Origin of the sequence: Enterococcus faecalis (genome assembly GCF_029024925.1) — a bacterium.
In the GTDB taxonomy this organism is placed as follows: Bacteria; Bacillota; Bacilli; order Lactobacillales; family Enterococcaceae; genus Enterococcus; species Enterococcus faecalis.
In genome coordinates this window covers 1,404,317-1,428,751 of the sequence record NZ_CP118962.1, presented here as the reverse complement: position 1 = coordinate 1,428,751, position 24,435 = coordinate 1,404,317, and the positions used below count along the sequence as shown (strand labels likewise).

At 38.3% G+C, this 24,435-nt stretch carries 23 protein-coding genes; 21 read left to right on the top strand and 2 right to left on the bottom strand.

Translation table 11 applies throughout. The features are described 5' to 3' along the window. Window positions 1-62 precede the first annotated feature (62 nt). The 20 genes from eutA to PYW42_RS06905 all read left to right on the top strand — a co-directional run bounded on the left by eutA (window position 63) and on the right by PYW42_RS06905 (window position 21,248). Window positions 63-1,511, top strand: coding sequence for an ethanolamine ammonia-lyase reactivating factor EutA (gene eutA, locus PYW42_RS07000; RefSeq protein WP_002409955.1), 1,449 nt, complete (start codon window positions 63-65; stop codon window positions 1,509-1,511). A 17-nt stretch (window positions 1,512-1,528) separates the two neighbouring features. Then, window positions 1,529-2,893, top strand: coding sequence for an ethanolamine ammonia-lyase subunit EutB (locus PYW42_RS06995; RefSeq protein ID WP_002357506.1), 1,365 nt, complete (start codon window positions 1,529-1,531; stop codon window positions 2,891-2,893). A 17-nt stretch (window positions 2,894-2,910) separates the two neighbouring features. Beyond that, complete coding sequence (eutC, locus tag PYW42_RS06990; protein WP_002363986.1) at window positions 2,911-3,822, top strand: ethanolamine ammonia-lyase subunit EutC; 912 nt, start codon at window positions 2,911-2,913, stop codon at window positions 3,820-3,822. Between the two features lie 13 nt (window positions 3,823-3,835). Next, window positions 3,836-4,489: an ethanolamine utilization microcompartment protein EutL gene (gene eutL, locus PYW42_RS06985; protein WP_002357509.1), complete on the top strand. Its 654-nt coding sequence runs from the start codon at window positions 3,836-3,838 to the stop codon at window positions 4,487-4,489. A gap of 13 nt (window positions 4,490-4,502) precedes the next feature. Next, complete coding sequence (locus PYW42_RS06980; RefSeq protein ID WP_002357510.1) at window positions 4,503-5,021, top strand: BMC domain-containing protein; 519 nt, start codon at window positions 4,503-4,505, stop codon at window positions 5,019-5,021. After that, entirely contained in the window at window positions 5,012-6,490 is a 1,479-nt protein-coding gene (locus tag PYW42_RS06975) for an acetaldehyde dehydrogenase (acetylating) (protein WP_002357511.1), read from the top strand. The genes PYW42_RS06980 and PYW42_RS06975 overlap by 10 nt, the downstream gene beginning before the upstream one ends. Before the next feature lie 123 nt (window positions 6,491-6,613). After that, the gene (locus tag PYW42_RS06970; RefSeq protein ID WP_002357513.1) at window positions 6,614-6,904 is read left to right on the top strand and encodes a BMC domain-containing protein; all 291 of its coding nucleotides are present in this window, start codon (window positions 6,614-6,616) and stop codon (window positions 6,902-6,904) included. 67 nt (window positions 6,905-6,971) lie between these two features. Next, window positions 6,972-7,541 (top strand): hypothetical protein, encoded by a 570-nt coding sequence (locus PYW42_RS06965; protein ID WP_002378263.1) that lies wholly within the window; start codon window positions 6,972-6,974, stop codon window positions 7,539-7,541. Between the two features lie 3 nt (window positions 7,542-7,544). Further along, window positions 7,545-8,180 (top strand): ethanolamine utilization phosphate acetyltransferase EutD, encoded by a 636-nt coding sequence (gene eutD, locus PYW42_RS06960; protein ID WP_002357516.1) that lies wholly within the window; start codon window positions 7,545-7,547, stop codon window positions 8,178-8,180. 14 nt (window positions 8,181-8,194) lie between these two features. Next, entirely contained in the window at window positions 8,195-8,794 is a 600-nt protein-coding gene (locus PYW42_RS06955; protein ID WP_002366718.1) for a TIGR02536 family ethanolamine utilization protein, read from the top strand. Window positions 8,795-8,806: 12 nt separating this feature from the next. After that, a complete protein-coding gene (locus tag PYW42_RS06950) occupies window positions 8,807-9,070 on the top strand; it encodes a EutN/CcmL family microcompartment protein (RefSeq protein ID WP_002389016.1) in 264 nt (87 codons plus the stop codon). 12 nt (window positions 9,071-9,082) lie between these two features. Continuing rightward, on the top strand, window positions 9,083-10,183 hold the full coding sequence (eutH, locus tag PYW42_RS06945; protein WP_002357520.1) for an ethanolamine utilization protein EutH: 1,101 nt from the start codon (window positions 9,083-9,085) through the stop codon (window positions 10,181-10,183). A gap of 12 nt (window positions 10,184-10,195) precedes the next feature. Beyond that, window positions 10,196-10,639 (top strand): cupin domain-containing protein, encoded by a 444-nt coding sequence (locus tag PYW42_RS06940; RefSeq protein WP_002357522.1) that lies wholly within the window; start codon window positions 10,196-10,198, stop codon window positions 10,637-10,639. An 88-nt stretch (window positions 10,640-10,727) separates the two neighbouring features. After that, window positions 10,728-11,156: a CoA-binding protein gene (locus PYW42_RS06935; protein ID WP_002389215.1), complete on the top strand. Its 429-nt coding sequence runs from the start codon at window positions 10,728-10,730 to the stop codon at window positions 11,154-11,156. A 204-nt stretch (window positions 11,157-11,360) separates the two neighbouring features. After that, window positions 11,361-13,418 (top strand): DNA topoisomerase IV subunit B, encoded by a 2,058-nt coding sequence (gene parE, locus PYW42_RS06930; protein ID WP_002409957.1) that lies wholly within the window; start codon window positions 11,361-11,363, stop codon window positions 13,416-13,418. A gap of 12 nt (window positions 13,419-13,430) precedes the next feature. Next, window positions 13,431-15,893 (top strand): DNA topoisomerase IV subunit A, encoded by a 2,463-nt coding sequence (gene parC / locus PYW42_RS06925; RefSeq protein ID WP_010816118.1) that lies wholly within the window; start codon window positions 13,431-13,433, stop codon window positions 15,891-15,893. Window positions 15,894-16,182: 289 nt separating this feature from the next. Beyond that, window positions 16,183-18,429: a formate C-acetyltransferase gene (pflB, locus tag PYW42_RS06920; protein ID WP_002389267.1), complete on the top strand. Its 2,247-nt coding sequence runs from the start codon at window positions 16,183-16,185 to the stop codon at window positions 18,427-18,429. Window positions 18,430-18,505: 76 nt separating this feature from the next. Continuing rightward, on the top strand, window positions 18,506-19,270 hold the full coding sequence (gene pflA / locus PYW42_RS06915; protein WP_002357530.1) for a pyruvate formate-lyase-activating protein: 765 nt from the start codon (window positions 18,506-18,508) through the stop codon (window positions 19,268-19,270). Between the two features lie 95 nt (window positions 19,271-19,365). Next, window positions 19,366-20,292, top strand: coding sequence for a manganese-dependent inorganic pyrophosphatase (locus PYW42_RS06910; RefSeq protein WP_002389230.1), 927 nt, complete (start codon window positions 19,366-19,368; stop codon window positions 20,290-20,292). 71 nt (window positions 20,293-20,363) lie between these two features. Beyond that, window positions 20,364-21,248: a DUF1803 domain-containing protein gene (locus PYW42_RS06905; protein WP_002388980.1), complete on the top strand. Its 885-nt coding sequence runs from the start codon at window positions 20,364-20,366 to the stop codon at window positions 21,246-21,248. Window positions 21,249-21,306: 58 nt separating this feature from the next. Here PYW42_RS06905 and PYW42_RS06900 read toward each other — a convergent pair whose 3' ends face one another. After that, complete coding sequence (locus PYW42_RS06900) at window positions 21,307-21,858, bottom strand: DUF2179 domain-containing protein (protein ID WP_002361848.1); 552 nt, start codon at window positions 21,856-21,858, stop codon at window positions 21,307-21,309. Between the two features lie 180 nt (window positions 21,859-22,038). Between PYW42_RS06900 and cls the strand changes: the two genes are divergently transcribed. Beyond that, entirely contained in the window at window positions 22,039-23,499 is a 1,461-nt protein-coding gene (gene cls / locus PYW42_RS06895; RefSeq protein ID WP_002381891.1) for a cardiolipin synthase, read from the top strand. Window positions 23,500-23,593: 94 nt separating this feature from the next. Here cls and PYW42_RS06890 read toward each other — a convergent pair whose 3' ends face one another. Beyond that, window positions 23,594-24,259 (bottom strand): cyclic nucleotide-binding domain-containing protein, encoded by a 666-nt coding sequence (locus PYW42_RS06890; RefSeq protein WP_002389190.1) that lies wholly within the window; start codon window positions 24,257-24,259, stop codon window positions 23,594-23,596. Window positions 24,260-24,435 lie beyond the last annotated feature (176 nt).

The window sequence follows — 24,435 nt, the reverse complement described above, 5'->3', positions numbered from 1 at the left end:
GCAAAGGCGCTTAAAGAAAAGTAGAAAGAAATTTTCTAACGATTCTTTAAGTGCCTTTTTGTATGCAAAAGGAGGCGAGTCAGGCGATGTCGAAGGAAACACTTTTAACCGTAGGGATTGATTTAGGGACGTCTACAACCCAATTAGTCTTGTCAGAATTAACTGTTGAAAATTTTGCCTCTGCGTTTACAGTACCACGTATCAGCATTTCTGATAAAAAAGTCATTTATCGAAGTGACATTATCTTTACACCCTTACTTAACCAATCAGAAATTGATGCAGAACCTATCAAAGCGTTTGTAGCGGAGCAATATCGCCAAGCAGGCATTCATAAACAAGATATTCAAATGGGTGCGGTAATTATCACAGGTGAAACTGCTCGAAAAAGCAATGCCAACAATGTGCTACGAGCACTTAGTGGCTATGCAGGTGATTTTGTCGTTGCTACGGCTGGACCTGATTTAGAAAGTATCATTGCCGGGAAAGGCGCTGGTGCTCAAACTTATTCTGAAACGAAACGCAAACCGGTGGTTAATTTAGACATTGGTGGGGGAACGACAAATTTAGCTGTCTTTAAAGATGGCGAAGTGATTGACACGGCTTGTTTTGACATTGGCGGACGCTTAATTAAATTAGATCAACAACAAAAAATCACCTATATAGCTCCGAAGATTCAAGAAATTATAAATAAAAAAGGGCTAACCTTGCACCTTGGTGACCAAGCCACCGAACAAAACTTACTGCCAATTATTTCGGAATTAGTTGCCGTGTTAGAAAATAGCATTGGCTTGGGGACACAAAGTCCGTTCTACCAGTTATTAGTAACCAACCATCCACTACGAAAAGCTGAGGAATTACCAATTGTAACATTTTCTGGTGGTGTGGCTGATTGCTTAAATACGACAAGTACGAATCTCTTTAAATATGGAGACATCGGCTTGCTTTTAGGGAAATACTTGAGAAAGTCACTGATTATTTCGGAAAAAGAAGTCTTAGAAAGCGCAGAAACAATCCGAGCGACGGTCGTCGGAGCAGGTTCACACACTGCTGAAATTAGCGGAAGCACGATCGCTTATCGTGAGCAAATTTTGCCGGTAAAAAATATCCCAATTCTAAAATTAGCGCAAGAGGATGAAACCCTTACTGTGACAGAATTAGGCCAGCGAATCCAAGAAAAACTCAATTGGCATCGTATTGAAGAAACGCCCCAGATTGCCCTAGCAATTAGAGGCATGAGCAATCCAACATTTGCTGATATTCAACGCTATGGTCAAGGGATTGTGGAAGGATTAGCTAGTTTAGTTGCTGAACAAATTCCCATTATTGTTATGGTGGATGAAGACATGGCGAAAGCTTTAGGGCATGCCTTAAGTGCCCATCTGCCAAAAGACTATCCGTTTATCTGTCTTGATTCGGTCAAAGTAGAAAACGGTGATTATGTAGATATCGGTTTACCAGTGGCAGAAGGAGCAGTCCTTCCAGTCATTGTTAAGACCTTAGTATTTAATTAAAAAGGAGCGACACAAAGATGATTTTAAAAACCAAACTATTTGGCAAAGTCTATCAATTTACATCCGTTAAAGAAGTCTTAGCCAAAGCCAATGAAGAAAAGTCTGGTGACAAGTTAGCTGGCGTAGCTGCTAATTCAGCCGAAGAACGCGTGGCGGCGAAAGTCGTTTTATCAGAATTGTCCTTAAATGACTTGTTTAACAATCCCGTCGTTGATTATGACGAAGACGAAGTGACACGCATTATTATTGACCAAGTCAATATGCGAATTTTTGAAAGTATTAAACATTGGACAGTTGCAGAATTACGCGAATTTATCTTATCTTCGGAAACAACCGATTTTGATATCAAACGAATTTCCCGTGGACTCACTTCTGAAATGATTGCTGCTGTCTGTAAATTAATGTCCAACATGGATCTAATTGTTGGCGCAAAAAAAATCAATATTGAAAAAACCGCCAACACAACGATTGGCCGTCCCGGAACTTTTTCGAATCGTTTACAGCCAAACCATCCAACCGATAATGTCGATGGCATTATGGCATCAGTTATGGAAGGTCTTTCTTATGGCGCCGGTGATGCTTTAATTGGTTTGAATCCTGTTGATGATTCTACAGAAAGTGTTAAACGAATCTTAAACAAATTTGAAGAGTTCCGCAGCGAATGGGAAATTCCAACACAAACTTGCGTGCTTGCTCACGTAACGACACAAATGGAAGCCATGCGTCAAGGCGCGCCAACTGGCTTAGTCTTTCAATCCATCGCTGGTTCAGAAAAAGGGAACACAGCATTTGGTTTAAATGCAGAAATTTTAGCTGAAGCACAAGATTTAGCCCTTCACAGTGGTCAAGCAGCTGGTCCTAATGTGATGTATTTTGAAACAGGTCAAGGCTCAGAACTTTCTTCTGAAGCGAACTTTGGCGCAGACCAAGTCACAATGGAAGCGCGTTGTTATGGCTTAGCCAAAAAATTTGATCCGTATATTGTAAATACCGTTGTCGGCTTTATTGGACCAGAATATCTTTACGATTCAAAACAAGTCATCCGCGCTGGTTTAGAAGATCATTTCATGGGCAAATTAACAGGAATTTCAATGGGTTGTGATGTCTGCTACACCAACCATATGAAAGCTGATCAAAATGATATGGAAAACTTAGCAATGTTATTAGCAACAGCTGGTTGTACGTATATCATGGGGATTCCTCATGGCGATGATGTCATGTTAAATTATCAAACAACTGGGTTCCATGAAACTGCGACGATTCGTGAAACATTAGGCTTACGTCCAATTAAAGAATTTGAAGAATGGATGGAAAAAATGGGCTTAATGGAAAACGGAAAATTAACAAGTCGCGCTGGCGATGCATCTGTATTTATTAAATAAACGAGGTGAGAATACAAATGAACGAAAAAGAATTAAAAGAAATGATTGCCGGAATTTTAACAGAAATGGTCGCTGACAATCAAGCGGTTTCGACTGCCACTGTGACTGCTGAAGAAAAACCAGTCACAACACACGTCACTGAAACGACAGAAATTGAAGAAGGCCTAATTCCTGACATTACTGAAGTAGATTTACGTAAACAATTACTATTGAAAAATGCCGTTGATCCTGAAGCACTATTAAAAATGAAAGCTTTCTCGCCAGCTCGTTTAGGCGTTGGTCGTGCAGGGACGCGTTATATGACTAGTTCAACATTACGTTTCCGAGCGGACCATGCGGCAGCACAAGATGCGGTCTTTTCAGACGTAAGCGAAGACTTGGTAAAAGAAATGAATTTTATTTCTACAAAAACAATCTGTAACAGTAAAGATGAATATTTAACACGTCCAGATTATGGTCGTCAATTTGATGAAGAAAATAGTGAAATCATTCGAAAAAATACGACACCAAAAGCCAAAATCCAAATGGTCGTAGGGGATGGCCTTAGTTCAGCAGCTATCGAAGCGAATATTAAAGAAGTCCTACCAGCAATTAAACAAGGATTAAACATGTACAACTTAGATTTCGACAATGTTGTTTTTGTTAAATATTGTCGCGTGCCAGCAATGGATAAAATTGGTGAAATCACTGACGCTGATGTTGTTTGCTTACTAGTTGGCGAACGTCCTGGTTTAGTAACAGCAGAATCTATGAGTGCCTATATTGCCTACAAACCAACTGTCGGTATGCCAGAAGCACGGCGGACAGTTATTTCAAATATTCACAAAGGTGGGACACCGGCTGTTGAAGCAGGGGCCTACATTGCCGAAATTATCAAAAAAATGTTAGACAAGAAAAAATCTGGTATTGATTTAAAAGAAGCTGAATAAAGGAGGATTTCTCATGAAAAATGATCGTCTAGGCGCAAATGTCCTAAGTATGAAAGTCATTCCCAATGTCGATCCGGCATTAGCAAAAGAATTATCATTGAAACCAGAACATCGCTCATTAGGAATTGTTACTTCCGATTGTGATGATGTCACTTATGTTGCATTAGATGAAGCAACCAAAGCCGCCGATGTTACTGTAGTTTACGGTAAAAGTATGTATGCTGGCGCAGCAAATGCTTCAACCAAATTAGCCGGTGAAGTGATTGGCATTATTGCTGGTCCGAGTCCTGCCGAAGTCAATAGTGGCTTGAGTGTCATTACGCAAGTCATTGAAGAAGAAGCCAGCTTCTATAGTGCTAACGAAGATGACAGTATTGTTTATTTTGCACATGTAGTATCAAGAACGGGTAGCTTTTTATCTGAACAAGCGAATATTCCTGAAGGTGAAGCGATTGCTTATCTGATTGCTCCACCGCTAGAAGCAATGGTTGGCTTAGATGCAGCAATGAAAGCTGCCGATGTTCAAATGGGTGTCTTTTATGGCCCACCTTCTGAAACGAACTTTGGCGGCGCCTTATTGACAGGTAGTCAATCTGCATGTAAAGCTGCTTGCAGTGCGTTTGAACAAGTCATTCAAAATATCGCTGACAATCCGTTGAGTTATTAAGGATGTGACCTGAATGAAAGCATTAGGAATGGTCGAAGTCAAAGGATTTTTAGGTGCCATTAGTGTGGCCGATGCGGCATTGAAAGCCGCCGACGTTACTTTGTTAAAAGCTGAAATTATTAATGGCGGTTTAACAACTGTGGAACTGATTGGTGACGTTGCCGCGGTTCAAGCTGCCGTTGAAGTAGGCACGGAAGTAGCTAAAGAATTAAATTGTTTAATTGCTCATCATGTGATCTCACGGGTTGATGCTCAAACGGAAGTAATTTTATCAGATCCAGAACCTAAGTCAGCACCTGAACCGATGGAACAAGTAGAAGTAATTGAAGAAGAGATTGAAACACCAGATTTGGAAGAACACACTGGCACACGCCAAAAATTAGAAACACAACGCGTGGTTGATTTACGCAAACAAGCCTACAAAATGAACCTAAGTAGTTTAAAGAAAAGTGAGATTAAATTTGCCAATAAAGAAGCTTTAATTCAAGCAATCATGGCTGAAATAGAAAGAAGTGAAGACGAGTGGAATTAGTAGATAAAGACTTACGTTCCATCCAAGAAACAAGAAATTTAATCAGAAAAGCCAAAGAGGCACAGCAAGTATTAGCAACATTTTCGCAAAAACAAATCGATGCGATTGTCCAAGCGGTTTCAGAGGCTACATTTAACCAACGAGAAAAGTTAGCGAAAATGGCCAATGAAGAAACAGGATTTGGTATCTATGAAGATAAAATCATCAAAAATGCTTTCGCTTCAAAAGTAGTATATGACGAAATGAAGGACAAAGCTACAGTTGGTGTGATCCATGATGATGCTGCCAAAAAAGTCACTGAAATTGCTGTCCCAGTTGGTGTGATTGCAGGATTAATTCCTTCTACCAACCCGACATCAACAGTCATTTACAAAGCATTAATTTCATTAAAAGCTGCCAACAGCATTGTTTTTTCACCACATCCCAATGCGTTGAAATCGATTATTGAAACAGTGGAAATTATCCAAAAAGCGGCTATTGCTGCAGGGGCACCAGAAGGTTGTGTCTCGGTCATCAAAACGCCAACTATGCAAGCGACCAGCGAATTAATGAAAAATAAAGAAACAAATTTAATTTTAGCTACTGGTGGAAACGCAATGGTTAAAGCCGCGTACTCTTCTGGAACACCAGCAATCGGTGTTGGGCCTGGTAATGGACCAGCCTACATCGAACGAAGCGCAAATGTTCCTCATGCAGTGAAACAAATAATGGATTCAAAAACTTTCGATAACGGTACAATTTGTGCATCGGAACAATCAATTATTGTTGAAACTGTCAACCGTGAAGCGGTCAAAGAAGAGTTAATTAAGCAGGGAGCGTATTTCTTAAGTCCAGCCGAAGCCGACAAATTAGCTAAATTTATTTTACGACCAAACGGTACAATGAACCCGCAAATCGTGGGTCGTTCCGTTCAACATATTGCTTCATTAGTTGGTTTATCTATTCCAAAAGATCGCCGCTTAATTGTTGCCGAGGAAACACATGTAGGCTTGAAATATCCATTTTCAAGAGAAAAATTGGCACCGATTATTGCTTTCTATACAGTTGAAAACTGGGAAGCAGCTTGCGCGTTATCAATTGAAATTTTGAAAGGTGAAGGTGCGGGTCATACGATGGGTATTCACACAGAAAACAAAGAAGTCATTCGTGAATTTGGCTTAAGAAAACCCGTCTCTCGTTTGCTTGTTAACACCTCTGGTACACTTGGCGGAATTGGTGCTTCAACTAACTTAGTGCCAGCATTAACACTTGGTTGTGGCGCAGTTGGTGGCAGCTCAACTTCTGATAATATTGGGGTTGAAAATCTGTTCAATTTACGTCGTGTTGCTTATGGCGTGCGTGATTTAGAAGAGATTCGTCAAGAATTTGGTCAAACATCAACCACATCTGTGGCTACTTCTTGTGAAACAACCAATCAAGAAGAACTAGTAAATGCCGTGGTAGCCCAAGTTTTAGCTCGCTTAAACTAACAAGAAACGAGCGAGTAAGAGTAAAACAAATAAATTATTGGATTTAGGGTTTGGGACCTAAGTCAAATTGCTAATTGTCCCAAATTTTTAAAAATAAAACATACATCTTAGGAGGAAATTATAATGTCAAGTACAAATGCTTTAGGAATGATCGAAACTCGTGGTTTAGTAGGTGCTGTTGAAGCAGCCGATGCAATGGTGAAAGCGGCAAACGTTACTTTAATTGGAAAAGAACAAGTCGGTGGCGGTTTAGTTACAGTAATGGTTCGCGGTGACGTTGGTGCCGTGAAAGCAGCAACAGATGCTGGTGCTGCTGCAGCAGAACGTGTTGGCGAATTATTATCTGTCCATGTAATTCCACGTCCACATACAGAAGTAGACGCTATTTTACCACACGCAACAACTGAATTATAATTTTGATTTTTTGGGGCAGAGGTAGGTTCATTACTTCTGTCCTAAACTTTCATTGAGGAGGGGTGTTATGACAGTTATTACAGAAGATATGCTTCGCATCAAAAGGCTAAAAAAAGAACTAGAAGATGGCACGGATTTTGTGTTTCCTGTAGGCAGTTTTCTGACGCCAGCCGCCAAAAGCTATCTACGCGAGCATCGGATTAATAGCAGCTTCTCTTCAACAAACCCATTGCTTTCTGAGGTTCATTCAGTGAAGGCCTCCTCACAAAAACAAAAACAAGAACATTTATCAAAAGAAACAATTTATGAGATTCGGCACTTAAGCCATCTATTGTATTTGCCTTTCTTAACGAATGAAGCGTTATCAACAGAAGGTTGGTTATATTTCGAACAACAACAACAGTGGTTAGAGAAATTTATTTTAGAACAGTCGCTTGTAATGGAACCAGTCATTTTGGAATCAAAGGTAACTATTCTAACTAACCAACAGAGACAATGGCGCTATTCCTCAAAAGAAATTCAATTACAACTAGATAAAATTATTCTCCAGTTAAAAGGAGAATCACAACTGTTCGGACTTTTTCAAGCTTGGGCTACAGAATTAATTAGCACCATGGCTGAAATATCACGAAACTAGGAGATGAACAAATTGGATTCAATGAATGAAATTGTTGAAGAAGTTGTTAAACGAATTCAGCAACAACAACAAAATACTTTTGAAGTTGAAGCTTCTGGCCGACATGTTCATTTGTCTCGTCAAGAGATTGATGCATTATTTGGACCAGGATATCAACTAACAAAAGTGAAAGATTTATCACAACCTGGACAGTTTGTTTGTAAAGAACGAATTACGGTTGCTGGACCTAAAGGACTTTTTCAAAATGTGGTTATTTTAGGCCCTGAACGTAGCGAATCACAAGTCGAAGTTTCTATGACGGATACACGTATTTTAGGAATTAACGCCCCAGTTAGAGAGAGTGGCAAGACAGAAGGGACGCCAGGCGTCACGTTGATGAACGGATCAGCAGTTGTGACATTAAGTCACGGCTTAATTGTTGCCAAACGTCATATTCACATGACACCCGAAGACGCCTTGAAAAATAAAGTAAGCAATAGCCAAATTGTGCAAGTCAAAGTGGAAGGCACACGTCCGTTAATCTTTGATGATGTAGTTGTGCGAATCAGTCCGCGATTTGCAACGTACATGCACATTGACTACGATGAAGCCAACGCTTGCGGCTTAACCAAAGGAGCTCGTGGCTATATTCTTAAGTAAAAGGAGGAAGGACAATGAACGTTTCTGAAATGGAAAATTTGATTCAACAGATTACTGATCGAATTTGCCAACAATTGCTGTCGTCGTCTTATTCAGTGGCTTTAGCAGAAGCAAAAGAAGCATTTCCTGAAGAAATGTTTGTTCGTTTTCCTGATGTAAATTGGGTAACCAAGGAGCAGAAGCTAGCACGAGGCTTGGTTGTAAAGAGGCTAACGATTTCCCAAGTAAATGCGATTGCGCATTTACAGGAAACGGATGAATTAGTCAAAAACATCTTAGCATTCTTATTTGAAGGTAAGCCGGTATTGGTTTTAACCCCAATACCTTCAGTGACTAAAAATTCACGATTGAAGTATCGTTTGAAACAAACGATTCAGGAAAACGTGGACATGTGCCAACAGTTTGGGCTGATTTTTTATCATGATTCAGAAAATTACGCTGTGTTTCAGGCGGCCTGTCAAAAACAACTTCGTTCTTTGGCTGAGACCAAACGAACCTACATTACTGAAAAACAATTGATAAGAATGACAGAAGCAGGTGTTTCTTTAAGTAAAAACGCCTATTTAACCCCGTTAGCGAAAGATTATGCTAGGAAACATCAATTGCTGACGTAAGGAGGAAAAACGATGCTTTTAGGAAAAGTGACTGGTAGCCTTTGGTCAACAAGAAAAGATGAAAAATTAAATGGCTGGAAATTTATGATGGTTGATATTTTGAATCAAGAGGACGAAAAGCAAGGATTTTTAATTGCTGCTGACAACGCTGGAGCTGGTGTCGGGGACAAAGTGTTAATTAGTCAAGGCAATGCTGCCCGTATTTCGGCAGAAGATCCGAATGTCCCAATTGATGCAATGATTGTTGGTGTCATTGATTCTACAGAGGACGAATAGGGAGGACGAGACATGAGCATTAATGAAATTATTATGTATATTATGGTTCTTTTCATGATTATTGGAGGAATCGATAAATGTATTGGCAACAAACTAGGTTTAGGGGAGCAATTTGAGGAAGGGATTATGGCTATGGGTTCTCTAGCGCTTTCTATGGTAGGGATTATCACTTTAGCGCCTGTCTTAGCCAATCTTTTAAGTCCGATTGTCGTTCCTGTCTATGAATTACTAGGGGCTGATCCAGCAATGTTTGCCACAACCTTATTGGCTAATGATATGGGCGGCTTTGCGTTAGCGCAACAATTAGCCAATGATCCACAAGCTGGTTTATTTGCGGGGGCAATCTTAGGCGCAATGATGGGGCCAACGTTAGTCTTTACAATTCCAGTAGCGCTTGGCATTATCCAAAAAGACGACCAACAATTCTTAGCAACGGGTGTTTTGAGCGGGATTATTACAATTCCTTTTGGTTTATTAGCAGGTGGTTTAACAGCGGGCATGCCATTGTCATTGATTATTCCTAACTTAATTCCAATTATTATTGTTGCCGCTTTAATTATTTTAGGTTTATGGTTAGCGCCAAAAGGCATGATTAAAGGCTTCCAAATTTTTGGTCAAGGCGTAGTGATTGTCGCTATCTTTGGTTTAGTTGTGGGGGCGATTCAACTATTATTAGGAATTACAGTGATTCCTGGCATTGCACCAGTTACTGAAGGAATTGAAGTCGTTGGCGGGATTGCTTTAACTTTAGCTGGCGCTTTCTGTTTAGTAGCTGTGATTACGAAAGTCTTTAATAAACCATTGATGAAACTAGGAAAAGTTTTAGGAATGAATGAAGTAGCGGCTGCAGGAATGGTTGCTACATTAGCTAACAATATTCCTATGTTCCAAATGTTAAAAGACATGGATAATCGAGGAAAAATTATTAATATCGCTTTTGCTGTTTCGGCTTCTTTCGTTTTAGGTGACCACCTTGGTTTTACTGCAGGCGTAGCAAAAGAAATGATTTTTCCAATGATTGTTGGCAAATTAGTTGGAGGGATTACCGCCATTTTTGTGGCTATCTTTATGGCAAATCGAATGCTAGGGAAACCCGAAACAGAAGTGAAATAATGAGGTGTAAATATGACAGAATTAAATCGTGAAATGATTGAAACGCTTGTTCGACAAATTGTCACAGAAAAATTAATGCCGACTAAACAAGTGGATCCAAGTGGAATTATGTCCATCAAATTACCCGAAATCGACGTAACAGAAGACGATCGCTTAGATACAGGCAACCCAGCGGACATTGTTTACACAAAAGATCTGTTTTCTTTAGAAGAAAGCCCGCGCCTTGGTTGCGGTTTAATGGTGATGAAAGATACCACCTTCGATTGGACACTAGAATACGATGAAATTGATTATATTATTTCAGGACAACTAGATATACTGATTGACGGACGTAAAATTTCTGCAACAGCCGGCGAAATTATTTTAATCCCGAAAAGTAGCAAAATTCAATTTTCAGTGACGGGTGATGCCCGCTTTGTCTACGTGACTTATCCAGCAGATTGGCAAAGCCAATAATTATTTTACCGGCAGTCAGAGAATAATTTTGCCAAAACCCTTTACTCAGCGTTATAATAGATAAGAACGAAAAAAAGGGGTTGAGTGAATGACATTTGAGAATCCAAGTCAAAATCAAATTTTTGATATTTTAAAACAAGAAAAAAATATTGCGGTAGTTGGTTTGAGTAACAAGCCCGACCGCACGAGTTACAAAATTGCGGAAATTTTACAGCAACATGGCTATCGTGTGTTACCTGTCAATCCAGTTTTAAAAGGTGAAACGGTGCTTGGCGAAACGGTTTATGGGACATTAACAGAGATTCCTGAAAAGATTGATATTGTTGACGTCTTTCGGCGGAGTGAATTTTTGCCAGAAGTGGCCGCAGAAACATTGAAAACAGAAGCGCCTGTCTTTTGGGCCCAACTAGGTTTGGAAAATGAAGAGGCAGCGAACTTGTTATTAAATGAAGGTCGTCAAGTTATTATGAACCGTTGTATTAAAATTGAATTGGCAAAAATGGCAGATGCTGAATAAACACGTGTAATTTTATAAAGAAAGAGCGTCCTGAACGGAAAGCTCTTTTTTTTTTGACCCAGATAGAGTATTATTGTAATGATGGTTTTAGAAGGAGCGAACGGAAAACGCAAGAAACCCGCTCACTCTTCTTCTAATTCTTTAAGAAATAGTTAATGTACGCTTATTAACTAAACGAGAATCTAAGTATAAGGAGTTTTTTCTTTGGCTAAAAAAATTAACAATGAGTACAATGATGCCTCTATCCAAGTCCTAGAAGGATTGGAAGCAGTGAGGAAAAGACCTGGTATGTATATCGGTTCAACCGATAGCCGTGGACTCCATCACTTAGTCTATGAAATTGTCGATAACGCAGTCGATGAAGCGTTATCTGGCTACGGGAATGAAATCAACGTAACTATCCAAAAAGATAATAGTATTTGTGTTGCAGACTCTGGCCGCGGAATGCCAACAGGGATGCATGCTTCTGGTATCCCAACAGTAGAAGTAATTTTTACTGTCTTACATGCGGGTGGTAAGTTTGGCCAAGGTGGCTATAAAACTTCAGGCGGACTCCATGGGGTAGGTGCCAGTGTTGTTAATGCCTTATCTAAGTGGTTAGAAGTTCATATTGTTCGTGATGGCGTAGAATACATGGAACGATTTGAGGACGGCGGTAAACCAGTTGGTACCTTAAAAAAAATCGGCAAAACAAAAAAACGCAACGGTACCTCTGTTACTTTTTTACCTGACGACACTATTTTCTCTACGACAAATTTTTCTTACGAAATTTTAGCAGAACGTTTGAGAGAATCAGCTTTCTTATTAAAAGGCGTCAAAATTACTTTAACAGATGAACGTGGAGAAGAACCCAAAGAAGAAGTCTTTCACTACGAAGAAGGCATTAAAGAATTTGTTGCCTATCTAAATGAAGAAAAAGATACATTAACACCCGTTGTTTATTTTTCAGGAGCCAAAGAAGGTATTGAAGTTGAATTAGCCTATCAATACAACGATGGCTATTCTGAAAATGTTTTATCTTTCGTTAACAATGTCCGCACAAAAGATGGCGGTACCCACGAAGTCGGTATGAAAACGTCAATGACAAAGGCGTACAATGAATATGCACGTAAAGTAGGACTATTAAAAGAAAAAGATAAAAATTTAGAAGGTAGCGACTTCCGTGAAGGCTTAGCAGCCGTCCTTTCTATTCGAGTACCAGAAAACTTACTACAGTTCGAGGGCCAAACCAAAGGAAAATTAGGTACACCTTTAGCAAGAACCGTTGTCGATAACGTCGTAGGCGAACAAATGGGCTTCTATTTACAAGAAAACAGTGAAATGAGTCAATCATTAATTCGGAAAGCGATTAAAGCCCGTGAAGCCCGTGAAGCGGCTCGCAAAGCTCGTGAAGAAAGCCGGAACGGTAAAAAACGGAAAAAAGGTGAATCGTTACTTTCTGGAAAATTAACACCGGCTCAATCTAGAAATCCTAAGAAAAATGAACTATATCTTGTCGAAGGAGACTCGGCCGGTGGTTCAGCAAAACAAGGACGCGATCGGAAGTTTCAAGCCATTTTACCGCTACGAGGAAAAGTCATTAATACGGAAAAAGCGAAAATGCAAGACATCTTGAAAAACGAAGAAATCAATACTATGATCTATACGATTGGCGCAGGCGTTGGTCCTGAATTTTCAATTGAAGATTGTAATTATGATAAAATCATCATCATGACCGATGCGGATACCGATGGTGCCCATATTCAAGTGTTGCTATTAACGTTCTTCTATCGTTATATGAAACCATTAATTGAAGCCGGCAAAGTCTATATTGCCTTACCACCTCTTTATAAAGTCTCTAAAGGAACTGGAAAAAAATCAGTCATTGAGTATGCTTGGACCGATGGTGAATTGGCAGAAGTGATTGATAAAGTTGGTAAAGGCTATATGCTCCAACGCTATAAAGGTTTGGGTGAAATGAATGCAGAACAACTTTGGGAAACAACGATGGATCCTGAAACTAGAACCTTAATTCGTGTTCGGATTGATGATGCAGCTCAAGCAGAACGCCGTGTGACCACATTAATGGGCGACAAAGTCGAACCTCGTCGAAAATGGATTGAACAACATGTTCAATTTACATTGGAAGAAGATGGCAGTATTTTAGATCGTTCAGAAGAAGACACTTCTGCACCAACAGGAGAAAGTCTTTTAGATGCGGAAAAAACAAAAGAAGTAGAACAAACCGATGACACTGAAATCAGTTTGTTTGACATAGAGTAGGGAGTGACAATTTTGGAAAAACGCCAAGAAGTTCAAGAATTAACCCTTGAAGAAGTAATGGGCGATCGTTTTGGAAGATATTCCAAATACATCATTCAAGAACGGGCCCTACCAGATATTCGAGATGGGCTAAAACCAGTACAACGCCGCATTCTCTTTTCAATGAATAAAGACGGCAATACCTTTGATAAAGGCTTTCGTAAATCAGCAAAATCTGTCGGAAACATTATGGGGAATTATCATCCCCATGGCGACAGTAGTATTTATGAAGCAATGGTCCGTCTAAGTCAAGACTGGAAATTACGGGAAGTACTAATTGAAATGCACGGAAACAACGGAAGTATGGATGGCGACCCACCAGCGGCGATGCGTTATACAGAAGCTCGTTTATCACAGTTAAGTGGTGAGTTGTTAAAAGATATCGACAAAAATACCGTCGATTTCGTCTGGAATTTTGACGATACAGAAAAAGAACCCACTGTTTTACCAGCCAAATATCCTAATTTATTGGTAAATGGCTCAACGGGGATTTCAGCAGGTTATGCAACAGAAATTCCTACACATAATTTAGCGGAAATTATTGATGGGACCGTGTATTTAATTGATCATCCTAATGCAAGTTTAGAGAAATTAATGGAATACATTCCAGGACCAGATTTTCCAACAGGTGGGATCTTACAAGGAAAAGCAGAAATTAAAAAAGCCTACGAAACCGGCCGTGGTAAAGTAATTTTACGTGCGAAGACAAAGATTGAGCCCTTAAAAGGCGGCAAACAACAAATTGTCATTTCTGAAATTCCTTATGAAGTCAATAAAGCAACGCTAGTGAAGAAGATGGATGAAATCCGTTTAAATAAAAAAGTAGACGGCATTGCCGAAGTTCGTGACGAAAGTGACAGAACTGGCTTGCAAATTGTTGTTGAACTAAAAAAAGATGTCAATGCAGAAGGTATTTTAAATTATCTATTTAAAAACACTGAATTGCAAATCAATTACAACTTTAACATGGTAGCCATTGACAACATGACCCCGCAACAAGTGGGACTAAAACGGATTTTAGAAAGTTACATTACGCATCGCAAATCAGTTATCATTAACCGTTGTCAATTTGAGTTGGACAAAGCTCGCAAACGTGAGCATATTGTTGCTGGTTTAATTAAAGCATTGTCTATCTTAGATAAAGTGATTGCAACAATTCGTGGCAGTAAAGATAAAAAAGATGCGAAGAAGAACTTAGTATCCGACTACGCGTTTACTGAAGAACAAGCAGAAGCAATCGTTACTTTACAGCTATACCGTTTAACCAATACGGATATTACTGATTTACAAGAAGAAGCGAAAACTTTAGAACAACAAATTGCTGAGTTATTGAACATTTTAAACAATGAAAAAGAACTATTCTCAGTCATGAAAAAAGAACTTCGCGAAGTTAAAAAGCAATATGGCAATCCGCGCTTAACTCAAATTGAAGAGGAAATCCAAGAAATCAAGATTGAAACAGCCGTGTTAGTTGCGCAGGAAGACGTGGTCGTAACTGTGACGCACGAAGGCTATATCAAGCGGAGTAATATTCGTTCTTATACAGCATCAAAACCAGAAGAAATCGGCATGAAAGAAGGCGACTTTTTACTATATGCTGGCGAAGTCAATACATTAGATCATCTTTTACTAGTAACAAATAAAGGGAATATGATCTATCGCCCCGTCCATGAGTTGCCAGATTTACGCTGGAAAGAAATTGGCGAACATATTTCTCAAACCATTTTAAATCTTGCTATCGATGAATCGATTATTGCTGTATATCCTTATAAAGAGTTAAGTCCGACAAAAACCTTTGTTTTCATTACAAAAGCTGGCATGATTAAACAAACCAAAATGGCTGATTTTGAGCCTTGGCGCACTTATAAGAGCCGCCCGACATCTTGTATGAAATTAAAATCAGACCAAGATGAAATTACCAATGTTTATTTAACAAATGATCAAGACTTATTGGATGTTTTCCTCGTTAGCAATCGCGGTTTTGGCTTACGTTATCCATTATATGAAGTACCAGTCGTGGGTAGTAAAGCGGCTGGAGTTAAATCAATGAACCTCAAAGAAGACGATTATGTCGTTAATGGTTTACTGGTTCATTCTGAAGGGGATACACCGATTGTCATCGTTACCCAACGTGGCGGTGTTAAACGCATGTTAGCCCAAGAATTAACACAATTAGGAAGAGCAAAACGTGGATTAATGGTCTTACGGGAATTGAAGAAAAATCCACATCGTGTTGTCTTTATGTCTGAAAGTACCGATTTAGATTTATTAGTTACTACGCAAAAAGGCACACAAGAAGTTATTCAGTCGAAAAACTATCCAATCAGTGAACGAACATCCAACGGTTCCTTTGTCATCGATGAACAAAAAGATGGCCAAGTAATGGAAGTCCACGAGATGCATTCTGCAGTGATTGAAGAAGAACAAACAAACTAAACTGTGTTATAAATATCTCCACAGCAGCCATCTGTATTAATACAGATGGCTGCTGTTTTTAATACAGAAGTACATTTTTCACAAGTGATAACAACTATAAATCGTTCTTATTTTCACAAGTATAAATGTTTATATATCAGCGTTTAGAATCTTCACTTCCCATTTATTTATTAAGAAAGTGCAATAAATAATAAAAAAACGCTTGCATCTAAAAGGTTATGTGTTATACTAATCACATAAAGCTGTTACATACAATCAAGTAGCAGTTAACTAAGGAGGCAAACACTTCATGAAACAATGGGAAGGCTTTAAAGGCGACAAATGGAGAACAAGCGTTGACACTCGTGATTTTATTCAAAACAACTACACAGAGTACAAAGGCGACGACAGTTTCTTAGAACCAATCGCTCCGAGCACTGACAAATTATGGGCAAAACTACAAGAATTATTTGAAATCCAACATGAAAAAAATGGCGTTTATGACATGGATAGCGATATCCCAGCAACTATTACGTCACATGAACCTGGTTACTTAATCAAAGAAGAAGAAAAAATTGTCGGTTTACAAACAGATGTACCATTAAAACAAGCATTTATGCCATTCGGTGGTATTAAAATGGCGAACAATGCCTTAGTTTCAAATGGTTATGAAACTGACGAAGAAATGACAAAAATCTTCACAGAATACAGAAAAACACATAACCAAGGTGTTTTTGATGCCTACACAGCTGAAATGCGTTTAGCACGTAAAAACAAAATCATTACTGGTCTTCCAGATGCTTATGGCCGTGGCCGTATTATCGGTGACTATCGTCGTATCGCATTATATGGTATCGACTACTTAATGGAACAAAAGAAAAAAGATCATGATAACACTGGTAACAAAGAAATGACAGACGATGTTATTCGCTTACGTGAAGAAATATCTGAACAATACCGTGCGTTAAATGACTTAAAACAAATGGCTGCTTCTTATGGTTTCGATATTTCTCGTCCTGCTGCAAATGCGCAAGAAGCAATCCAATGGTTATACTTTGGTTACCTAGGTGCCATTAAATCTCAAAATGGTGCGGCAATGTCAATTGGTCGTATCTCAGCATTCTTAGATATCTATATCCAACGTGACTTAGAAGCTGGTTTAATCACTGAATTTGAAGCACAAGAAATGATTGACCATTTAATCATGAAATTACGTATGGTTAAATTTGCACGGACACCAGAATACAACCAATTATTCTCTGGTTATCCAATTTGGGCAACATTATCTATTGCTGGTATGGGTATTGACGGTCGTTCATTAGTTACCAAAAATGACTTCCGTATCTTACACACATTAACAAACATGGGACCATCTCCAGAACCTAACTTAACTGTATTATATTCTTCTCACTTACCAGAAGGCTTCAGAACATATGCAGCTAAAATCGCGAAAGAAAGCTCATCTATCCAATTTGAAAACGATGACTTATTACGTGAAAACTGGGGTTCTGACGACTGCGCAATCGCATGTTGTGTTTCTGCAACAGTTATGGGTAAAGATATGCAATTCTTCGGCGCTCGTGCGAACTTAGCGAAAGCTGTTCTTTATGCAATTAACGGCGGGGTCGACGAAAAAACTAAAATGCAAGTAGCACCAAAATATCGTCCAATGACTGGTGACAAATTAGATTACCATGAATTCATGGAACGCTATAAAGACATCTTAGACTGGTTAGCTGAATTGTACGTTAACACATTAAACATTATTCATTACATGCATGATAAATATGCATATGAAGCACCACAATTAGCTTTAATGGATACTGATTTACAACGGACATTCGCAACTGGTATTGCCGGAATCTCTCATGCGACTGATAGTATCATGGCAATTAAACACGGTGAAGTAGAAGTAATCCGTGACGAAGATGGTATGGCAATTGATTATGTACCAACAAAAGAATTCCCAACATACGGAAACGATAACGAAGAAGCCGATGCAATGGCTAACTGGATTTTAGATTACTTTATGACACAAATTAAACGTCAACACACATACCGTAACTCTAAACCAACGACTTCATTATTAACAATCACTTCAAACGTTGTTTATGGTAAAGCAACAGGGAACACGCCTGACGGACGTCGTGCCGGCAAACCTCTTGCACCAGGTGCGAACCCAAGTTATCAAGACGGTAAATTCTTAGGTGAGAAAAATGGCTTATTAGCTTCATTAAACTCAACAGCTCGTTTAGAATATACAATCGCTTTAGATGGTATTTCTAATACACAAACCATCAACCCTAATGGTTTAGGTAAAGACGACGACACAAGAATTAACAACTTACGTAACGTATTAGATGGCTACTTCGATAAAGGTGGTTACCACTTAAACGTAAACGTATTTACAAACGAATTATTATTAGATGCACAAGCACATCCAGAAAAATATCCAAACTTAACTATCCGTGTATCTGGATATGCCGTGAAATTCCGTGACTTAACTCCTGAACAACAAGCAGACGTTATTTCAAGAACTTCACACGACAGACTATAAAAAACATTTACATTATTTAACTGAAAGGGTGACATTTAACGTGTCATCCTTTTCGTTTGAAAGAAGAGGGATCATTATGACAACACCAGTTACAGGTAGAATTCATTCAACAGAAAATTTTGGTACCGTTGATGGTCCAGGTGTCCGTTTTATCGTATTTACACAAGGGTGTCGCATGAGATGTCAATTCTGTCATAATCCAGATACTTGGAAAATTGGTTCCGGTGGTCGTGTGGTGACGACTGACGAAGTATTAGAGGAAGCATTACGTTTTCGCTCTTATTGGGGCGAAAAGGGTGGTATCACTGTCAGTGGTGGTGAGCCGCTATTGCAAATGGACTTTTTAATCGATTTATTTAAAAAAGCCAAAGCACAAGGCATTCATACAACCTTAGATACGTGTGGCAAACCTTTTACTCGGGAAGAACCCTTCATTAGTCAATTTGATGAATTGATGAAGTACACAGATTTACTCTTATTCGACATCAAACATATTGATAACGAGCAGCATAAACTGTTAACAACGCAATCAAATGATAATATTTTGGAAATGGCTACCTATTTATCTGAAATTGACAAACCTGTTTGGATTCGCCACGTATTGGTGCCTCAACGTAGTGATTACGACGAATATTTAATCCGTCTGGATGCCTTCATAAAAACATTAAACAATGTAGATAAAGTTGAAGTGCTTCCTTATCATACGATGGGCAAGTACAAATGGGAAGAACTAGGTATTCCTTATCCATTAGAAGGAATTGAGCCTCCTAAAAATGATCGTGTTGAAAATGCGAAAAAACTACTACATGTCGAGGACTATCAAGGTTATCTAGCACGTTAACAAACGAAAAAATAGAAAAGAAGACAATTTTTTTGTTGTTTCTTTTCTATTTTTTGTTATCATTAAGAGTGAATCAAAACCAAGGAGTGTGTATTATGTCAAAAATTTTAGTTTTTGGACACCAAAATCCTGATACAGATGCTATCGGAGCAGCAATTAGTTTTGCTTACTTACAAAAAGAATTAGGAAAAGAGACAGAAGCTGTCGCTTTAGGAACACCAAGTGAAGAAACACAATATGCCTTAGATTACTTCAATATTGAAGCACCACGTGTTGTCACTGAAGCAGCTAGCGAAACAAACCAAGTCATGTTAGTGGATCATAACGAATTCCAACAAAGCATTTCAGATATCGCTGAAGTAAACATTTTAGCAGTAGTGGATCATCACCGGATTGCCAACTTCGAAACAGCAGATCCATTGTATTATCGTGCAGAACCAGTAGGGTGTACCAGTACAATCATCTATAAAATGTTTAAAGAAAATAACGTGACAATTCCAGCTCAAATTGCTGGTATGATGGTCTCAGCGATTATTTCTGATACATTATTATTTAAATCACCAACTTGCACACAAGAAGACATCGATGCAGCGCACGCCCTAGCTGATATTGCTGAAATTAATTTAGAAGGCTATGGTCTTGACTTATTAAAAGCAGGAACAAATTTAAGCGATAAATCAGCTGAAGTTCTTTTAGATTTAGATGCTAAGAGCTTCCCAATGAACGGCAAAACAGTTCGCGTTGCACAAGTAAATACCGTCGACTTAGCAGAATTTTTAGATCGTCAAGCTGAATTAGAAGCAGCTATGGCCGCAGAAAATGCAGCCAATAATTATGACTTGTTTGTCTTAATTATTACGAATATCCTAGACAGTGATTCTGAATTATTAGCGATTGGTGCGGAACAAGCCAAAATTGAAGCAGCGTTTAATGTAACATTAGTTAACAATCGTGCGTTCTTACCAGGCGTTGTTTCTCGTAAAAAACAAGTAGTACCACAATTAACAGAAGTCTTTAACTAAAACCGTAAGCGCCTAAGCAACGCGATAAATTCCTTGTTGCTTAGGCGCTTCAATAGTAAAGGGGCGTTAACATGAATGATTTAGCAATTTACTATCATTCTCCGCAACAAACGAAACAATACAATCATTTGCTCAACCAATCACTTTTTTTCCCTCTTGTTACTTTTATGTATGAACATCGGGAAGAAAGAATCATTTTAAGACAATTAAAAGCGGCCTTTGCAACAGAAGCCAAGTTAGAACAATTTTTATCAGAAATGATTGATTGTCAGTTAATCATTCGGGAAAATCGTCAATATCGTTTGAATTTTCCTATCTATACGGCAGCTGAAGTTGCGAGTTTGCCCTTGGCTGAAGACGAACTTCCTAAGTTTAAAGGAACTGTAACAGAGCAATTATTTTGGCTAGCTGAATCTTTTTGGCCACAAGTGTTTCCAGAAGAGGAAGACTATTTTTTTGGCGTGAGCGGTGGCCTCACATTTTATCAAAAACAAAGATTGGCCTCGGCACAACTATCTATAATTACGCTTGAAAAAGAAAAGACAGAGGTTCCAACAATGCCTCGTTATTTTGATTACTTGGGCAAAGAGCAATCCTTGCCAGAAGCCTTCAGCGCTTTATATGACTTGCTAGGGGACGTAAATCCTGAATACTATCTTTCGCAAGCGAGAAGAGTCATTAAACAAGCTCTGCGAGGCCGCAAAGTCAGTACTGTGCCTAATATTTTTCAAGAAAGTTTGCACTTGACCCAAGTGATTACGATTGACCAGGACCACTTAAAACTCCTTTTACCAGTAGCAACGGAACAAGCCGAGCCTTTAGAAGCACAGTCGAATATTCTAGCATTTTATTATGAAAAAATTGCTAACCGATCGGCCATCGAACGCTTAGTTTTTATGCAACAATTGATTGAGCAACTAGGTACGAACTCTCTAAGTTATCTTAGAATAAATTAAAGTTACGATAATTTTATTATGTAAACTAAAAATCAATAACAAGAAATGACGCCGCTTCTTAGTGAGAAATGGCGTCATTTCTTTTGCGAACTTTTTTCGTCCAAAAACCACCGGAAATGAACTTAGGCTCATAGGAAATGATAAATGCTCTCGGCTCTAATTGATTGATTAATTTGTACAATGTACGTTCGTTTTTTCTTGGGGAAAGAATTTCTAAAACCATTCGTTCTCCTTCGCGTCCGTAGGCGACACTTTGCGTAACACCATAGCCGTGTTCACGAAGTGTTTCTGGTAAATGAAATTGTTCAGTAGTAGAAGGGAGGATAACTGATACCATAATATAACCCAAGGCCAAATAGTCTTCGATTTTAATTCCTACACTAATGCCAACAGCGTAACCAAGCGCATAAACAAGTAAATTTAAAGGATTGTCTAACCGATTCAGAACCATACTTAGCCCTAAGACATAAATTGTTATTTCAGCCATACTAACCAGCGGTGCAATAACCCGATAACCTTTCATCGTTAACATAAAACGAATAGTATTTAAGGTAATATACGCAAAATTAATGATAAAAATCATAGCTAACATTTTCAAATCAACGACCATAAAATAAGTACCTCTTTTCAAAATCTTTACATCCAGCCCTCATTATAGTACAGAAAAACTGAGAATCAAAGGCGAAACACTTATAGAAATGAATTCTTTTTTGAATACTCGCTCATATTATTCGCCTAATTTAACTGTTATTTGATATAATCTTAGTATGAAGTAAAAAGGAGGTAAGCGATGAAAATTTTTGTTTGGATTTTGTTATTTTTATTAGTAATTAACGTTATTGCTGCCTTAATTACTGTTTTTAGAAAACCTCGTAGTATTTCCAGCGTTTTAGCATGGATGATGACGTTGATTTTCTTGCCTGGTATCGGCTTTATTATTTACTTATTCTGTGGGCGAGGTATCGATGGACAAGAAGTTTTTAAATTGTCTGATGATGAAAAACAAATGGTTCAACGAATTAAAGAAAAAGTGGACATCGATAACAAAAAAGCAGGGCGCGATAAACGTTATGATTTACTTTATGATGCGAAAGTTTTAAATCGTTATTTCCGGAATATGGACGCATCACCGTTGGCCAAAAGAAATAGTTTGCAATTATTCACAGATGGCCAAGAAAAATTCCAAGCATTATTTGAAGATATTCGTGCAGCGAAAGAAACCGTTCATGTGGAATATTATGCGTTTTTTAATGACACGATTGGCAATCAATTTTTAGATGTATTAATCGAAAAGTTGCATGAAGGCGTGGAAGTTTACTTAATTTACGATCCTTGGGGTTCACCCGGCGCAAATAAAAAGTTTTTTGCTCGTTACGTTGACGCTGGAGGAAAAGTAGCTCCCTTTATTACTTCTCGCGATATGATCCGTAAAACACGTCTAAATTATCACTTGCATCGGAAAATTGTTGTCATCGATGGGAAAATTGGCTGGACCGGCGGGTTCAATGTTGGGGATCAATATTTGAATGTCACCGAAAAATTTGGTTACTGGCGAGATACCCATATTCGTTTGGTCGGGACGGCCGTATTTTCATTGCAAGAGATATTTATCATGGATTGGAATGCTTCAGTCAAATATCCTGAAGAACGTATGACGTATCATGAAAAATATTTTAAATTACCAGAAGATCATGAAGTGGAGCATTTGTCCTTACAAGTTGTTTCAGATGGTCCTGATTCAGAAGAAGAAATTTTGAAAAGCGGGTTTGTTCGGATGATTTTTTCTGCAGAAAAGAGTGTCTGGATTCAAACACCGTATTTAATCCCTGACGATAGTATGATTAATGCGTTGTTAGTGGCGGTTCGTTCAGGTGTCGACGTGCGAATTATGATTCCTTGTATGCCTGACCATCCCTTTATTTACCGCGCAACACAATATTACGCGAATTACTTACACAAACGCGGCATTAAAATTTATATTTATGATAGTGGGTTTATTCATGCAAAAACAATGGTGATTGATGATGAATTAGCTATGGTTGGGACAACAAACCAAGATATTCGCAGTTATTCATTGAATTTTGAGGTAAGTACGTTTATTTACAATCCTGACATTGCGTGGATGTTAGCGCAAGTCTTTGAAGAAGATATAGAAAAAAGTGTCTTACTAACCGACGAGATAATTAAAAAACAAGGGTACTGGCTACGCTTCAAGCAAAACTTTTCACGCTTGTTGTCACCAGTCTTGTAAAAAATATCTTTTAAACAGCTGTACGCTAGTCAAAGAATGATTAACTAATAAAAAACTAAGAAATTAGATAAAAATCTAATTTCTTAGTTTTTTTTTATCGTTTCATTTTTGCTATATCTGTCAATTTTTCTGGATTAAGGATGAGGTACTCTTGTTGCTCTTTTTGAATGATGCCCTCTTTTTTAAATTGTGTAATGAGGCGTGTTAAATGACGATAACTAACGTTTAATGTAGTTGCACAAGTGGTTAGTTTACAATTGAAATAACTATTCTTTTGATGCGCTAAAATATATTTTGCTAAGCGAACATCAACAGGCTCTATCAAAGAGGAAGCCAGAAGTGCACCAGAGTTAAGTCGCTCACTTAAGGTAAGACAAATGGTTTGTAAAAAAAGTAAATCATTCTGTAACACTGTGCGGTGTTCATTTAACGGAATACATAAACAAAGACACGCAGTATTAGCCAAAACATTACTTTTTGGTGATTTTTTCCATAAAGAAGAGGCTTCGCCTAAGAGCGCAATTGGGTGAGTATAGCTGATGCAAACTTTCTGGTCTTCTAATGTAGGCGTATAAATCATAACATTTCCTTCCAAAAGAAAGTATAAATGGTTAGAGGATTGATCGAGTTCAATTAAATGTTCGGATTTTTCAAATGTTACTAATTGGCCAATTTCTGCTAATGGTGTATCCATGTAACTCTGCAATTGATATAAATCAATATATTCTTGTAATTTCTGTCTATTTTTCAAATATTTCATAAAAACTGTCAGCACCTTTATTTATTGTTAGCTTCATTATAAAATATTTCCAGATAAAAAACGAATATTTTTTTGTTATTTTTGTTAATTGTATGTAAATAAAGTGTAAATAAGGACTTGTGTCTCTATTTAATACTTTAAAAGTTTGCTATGATTTCCTTTGTAAACGAAACATT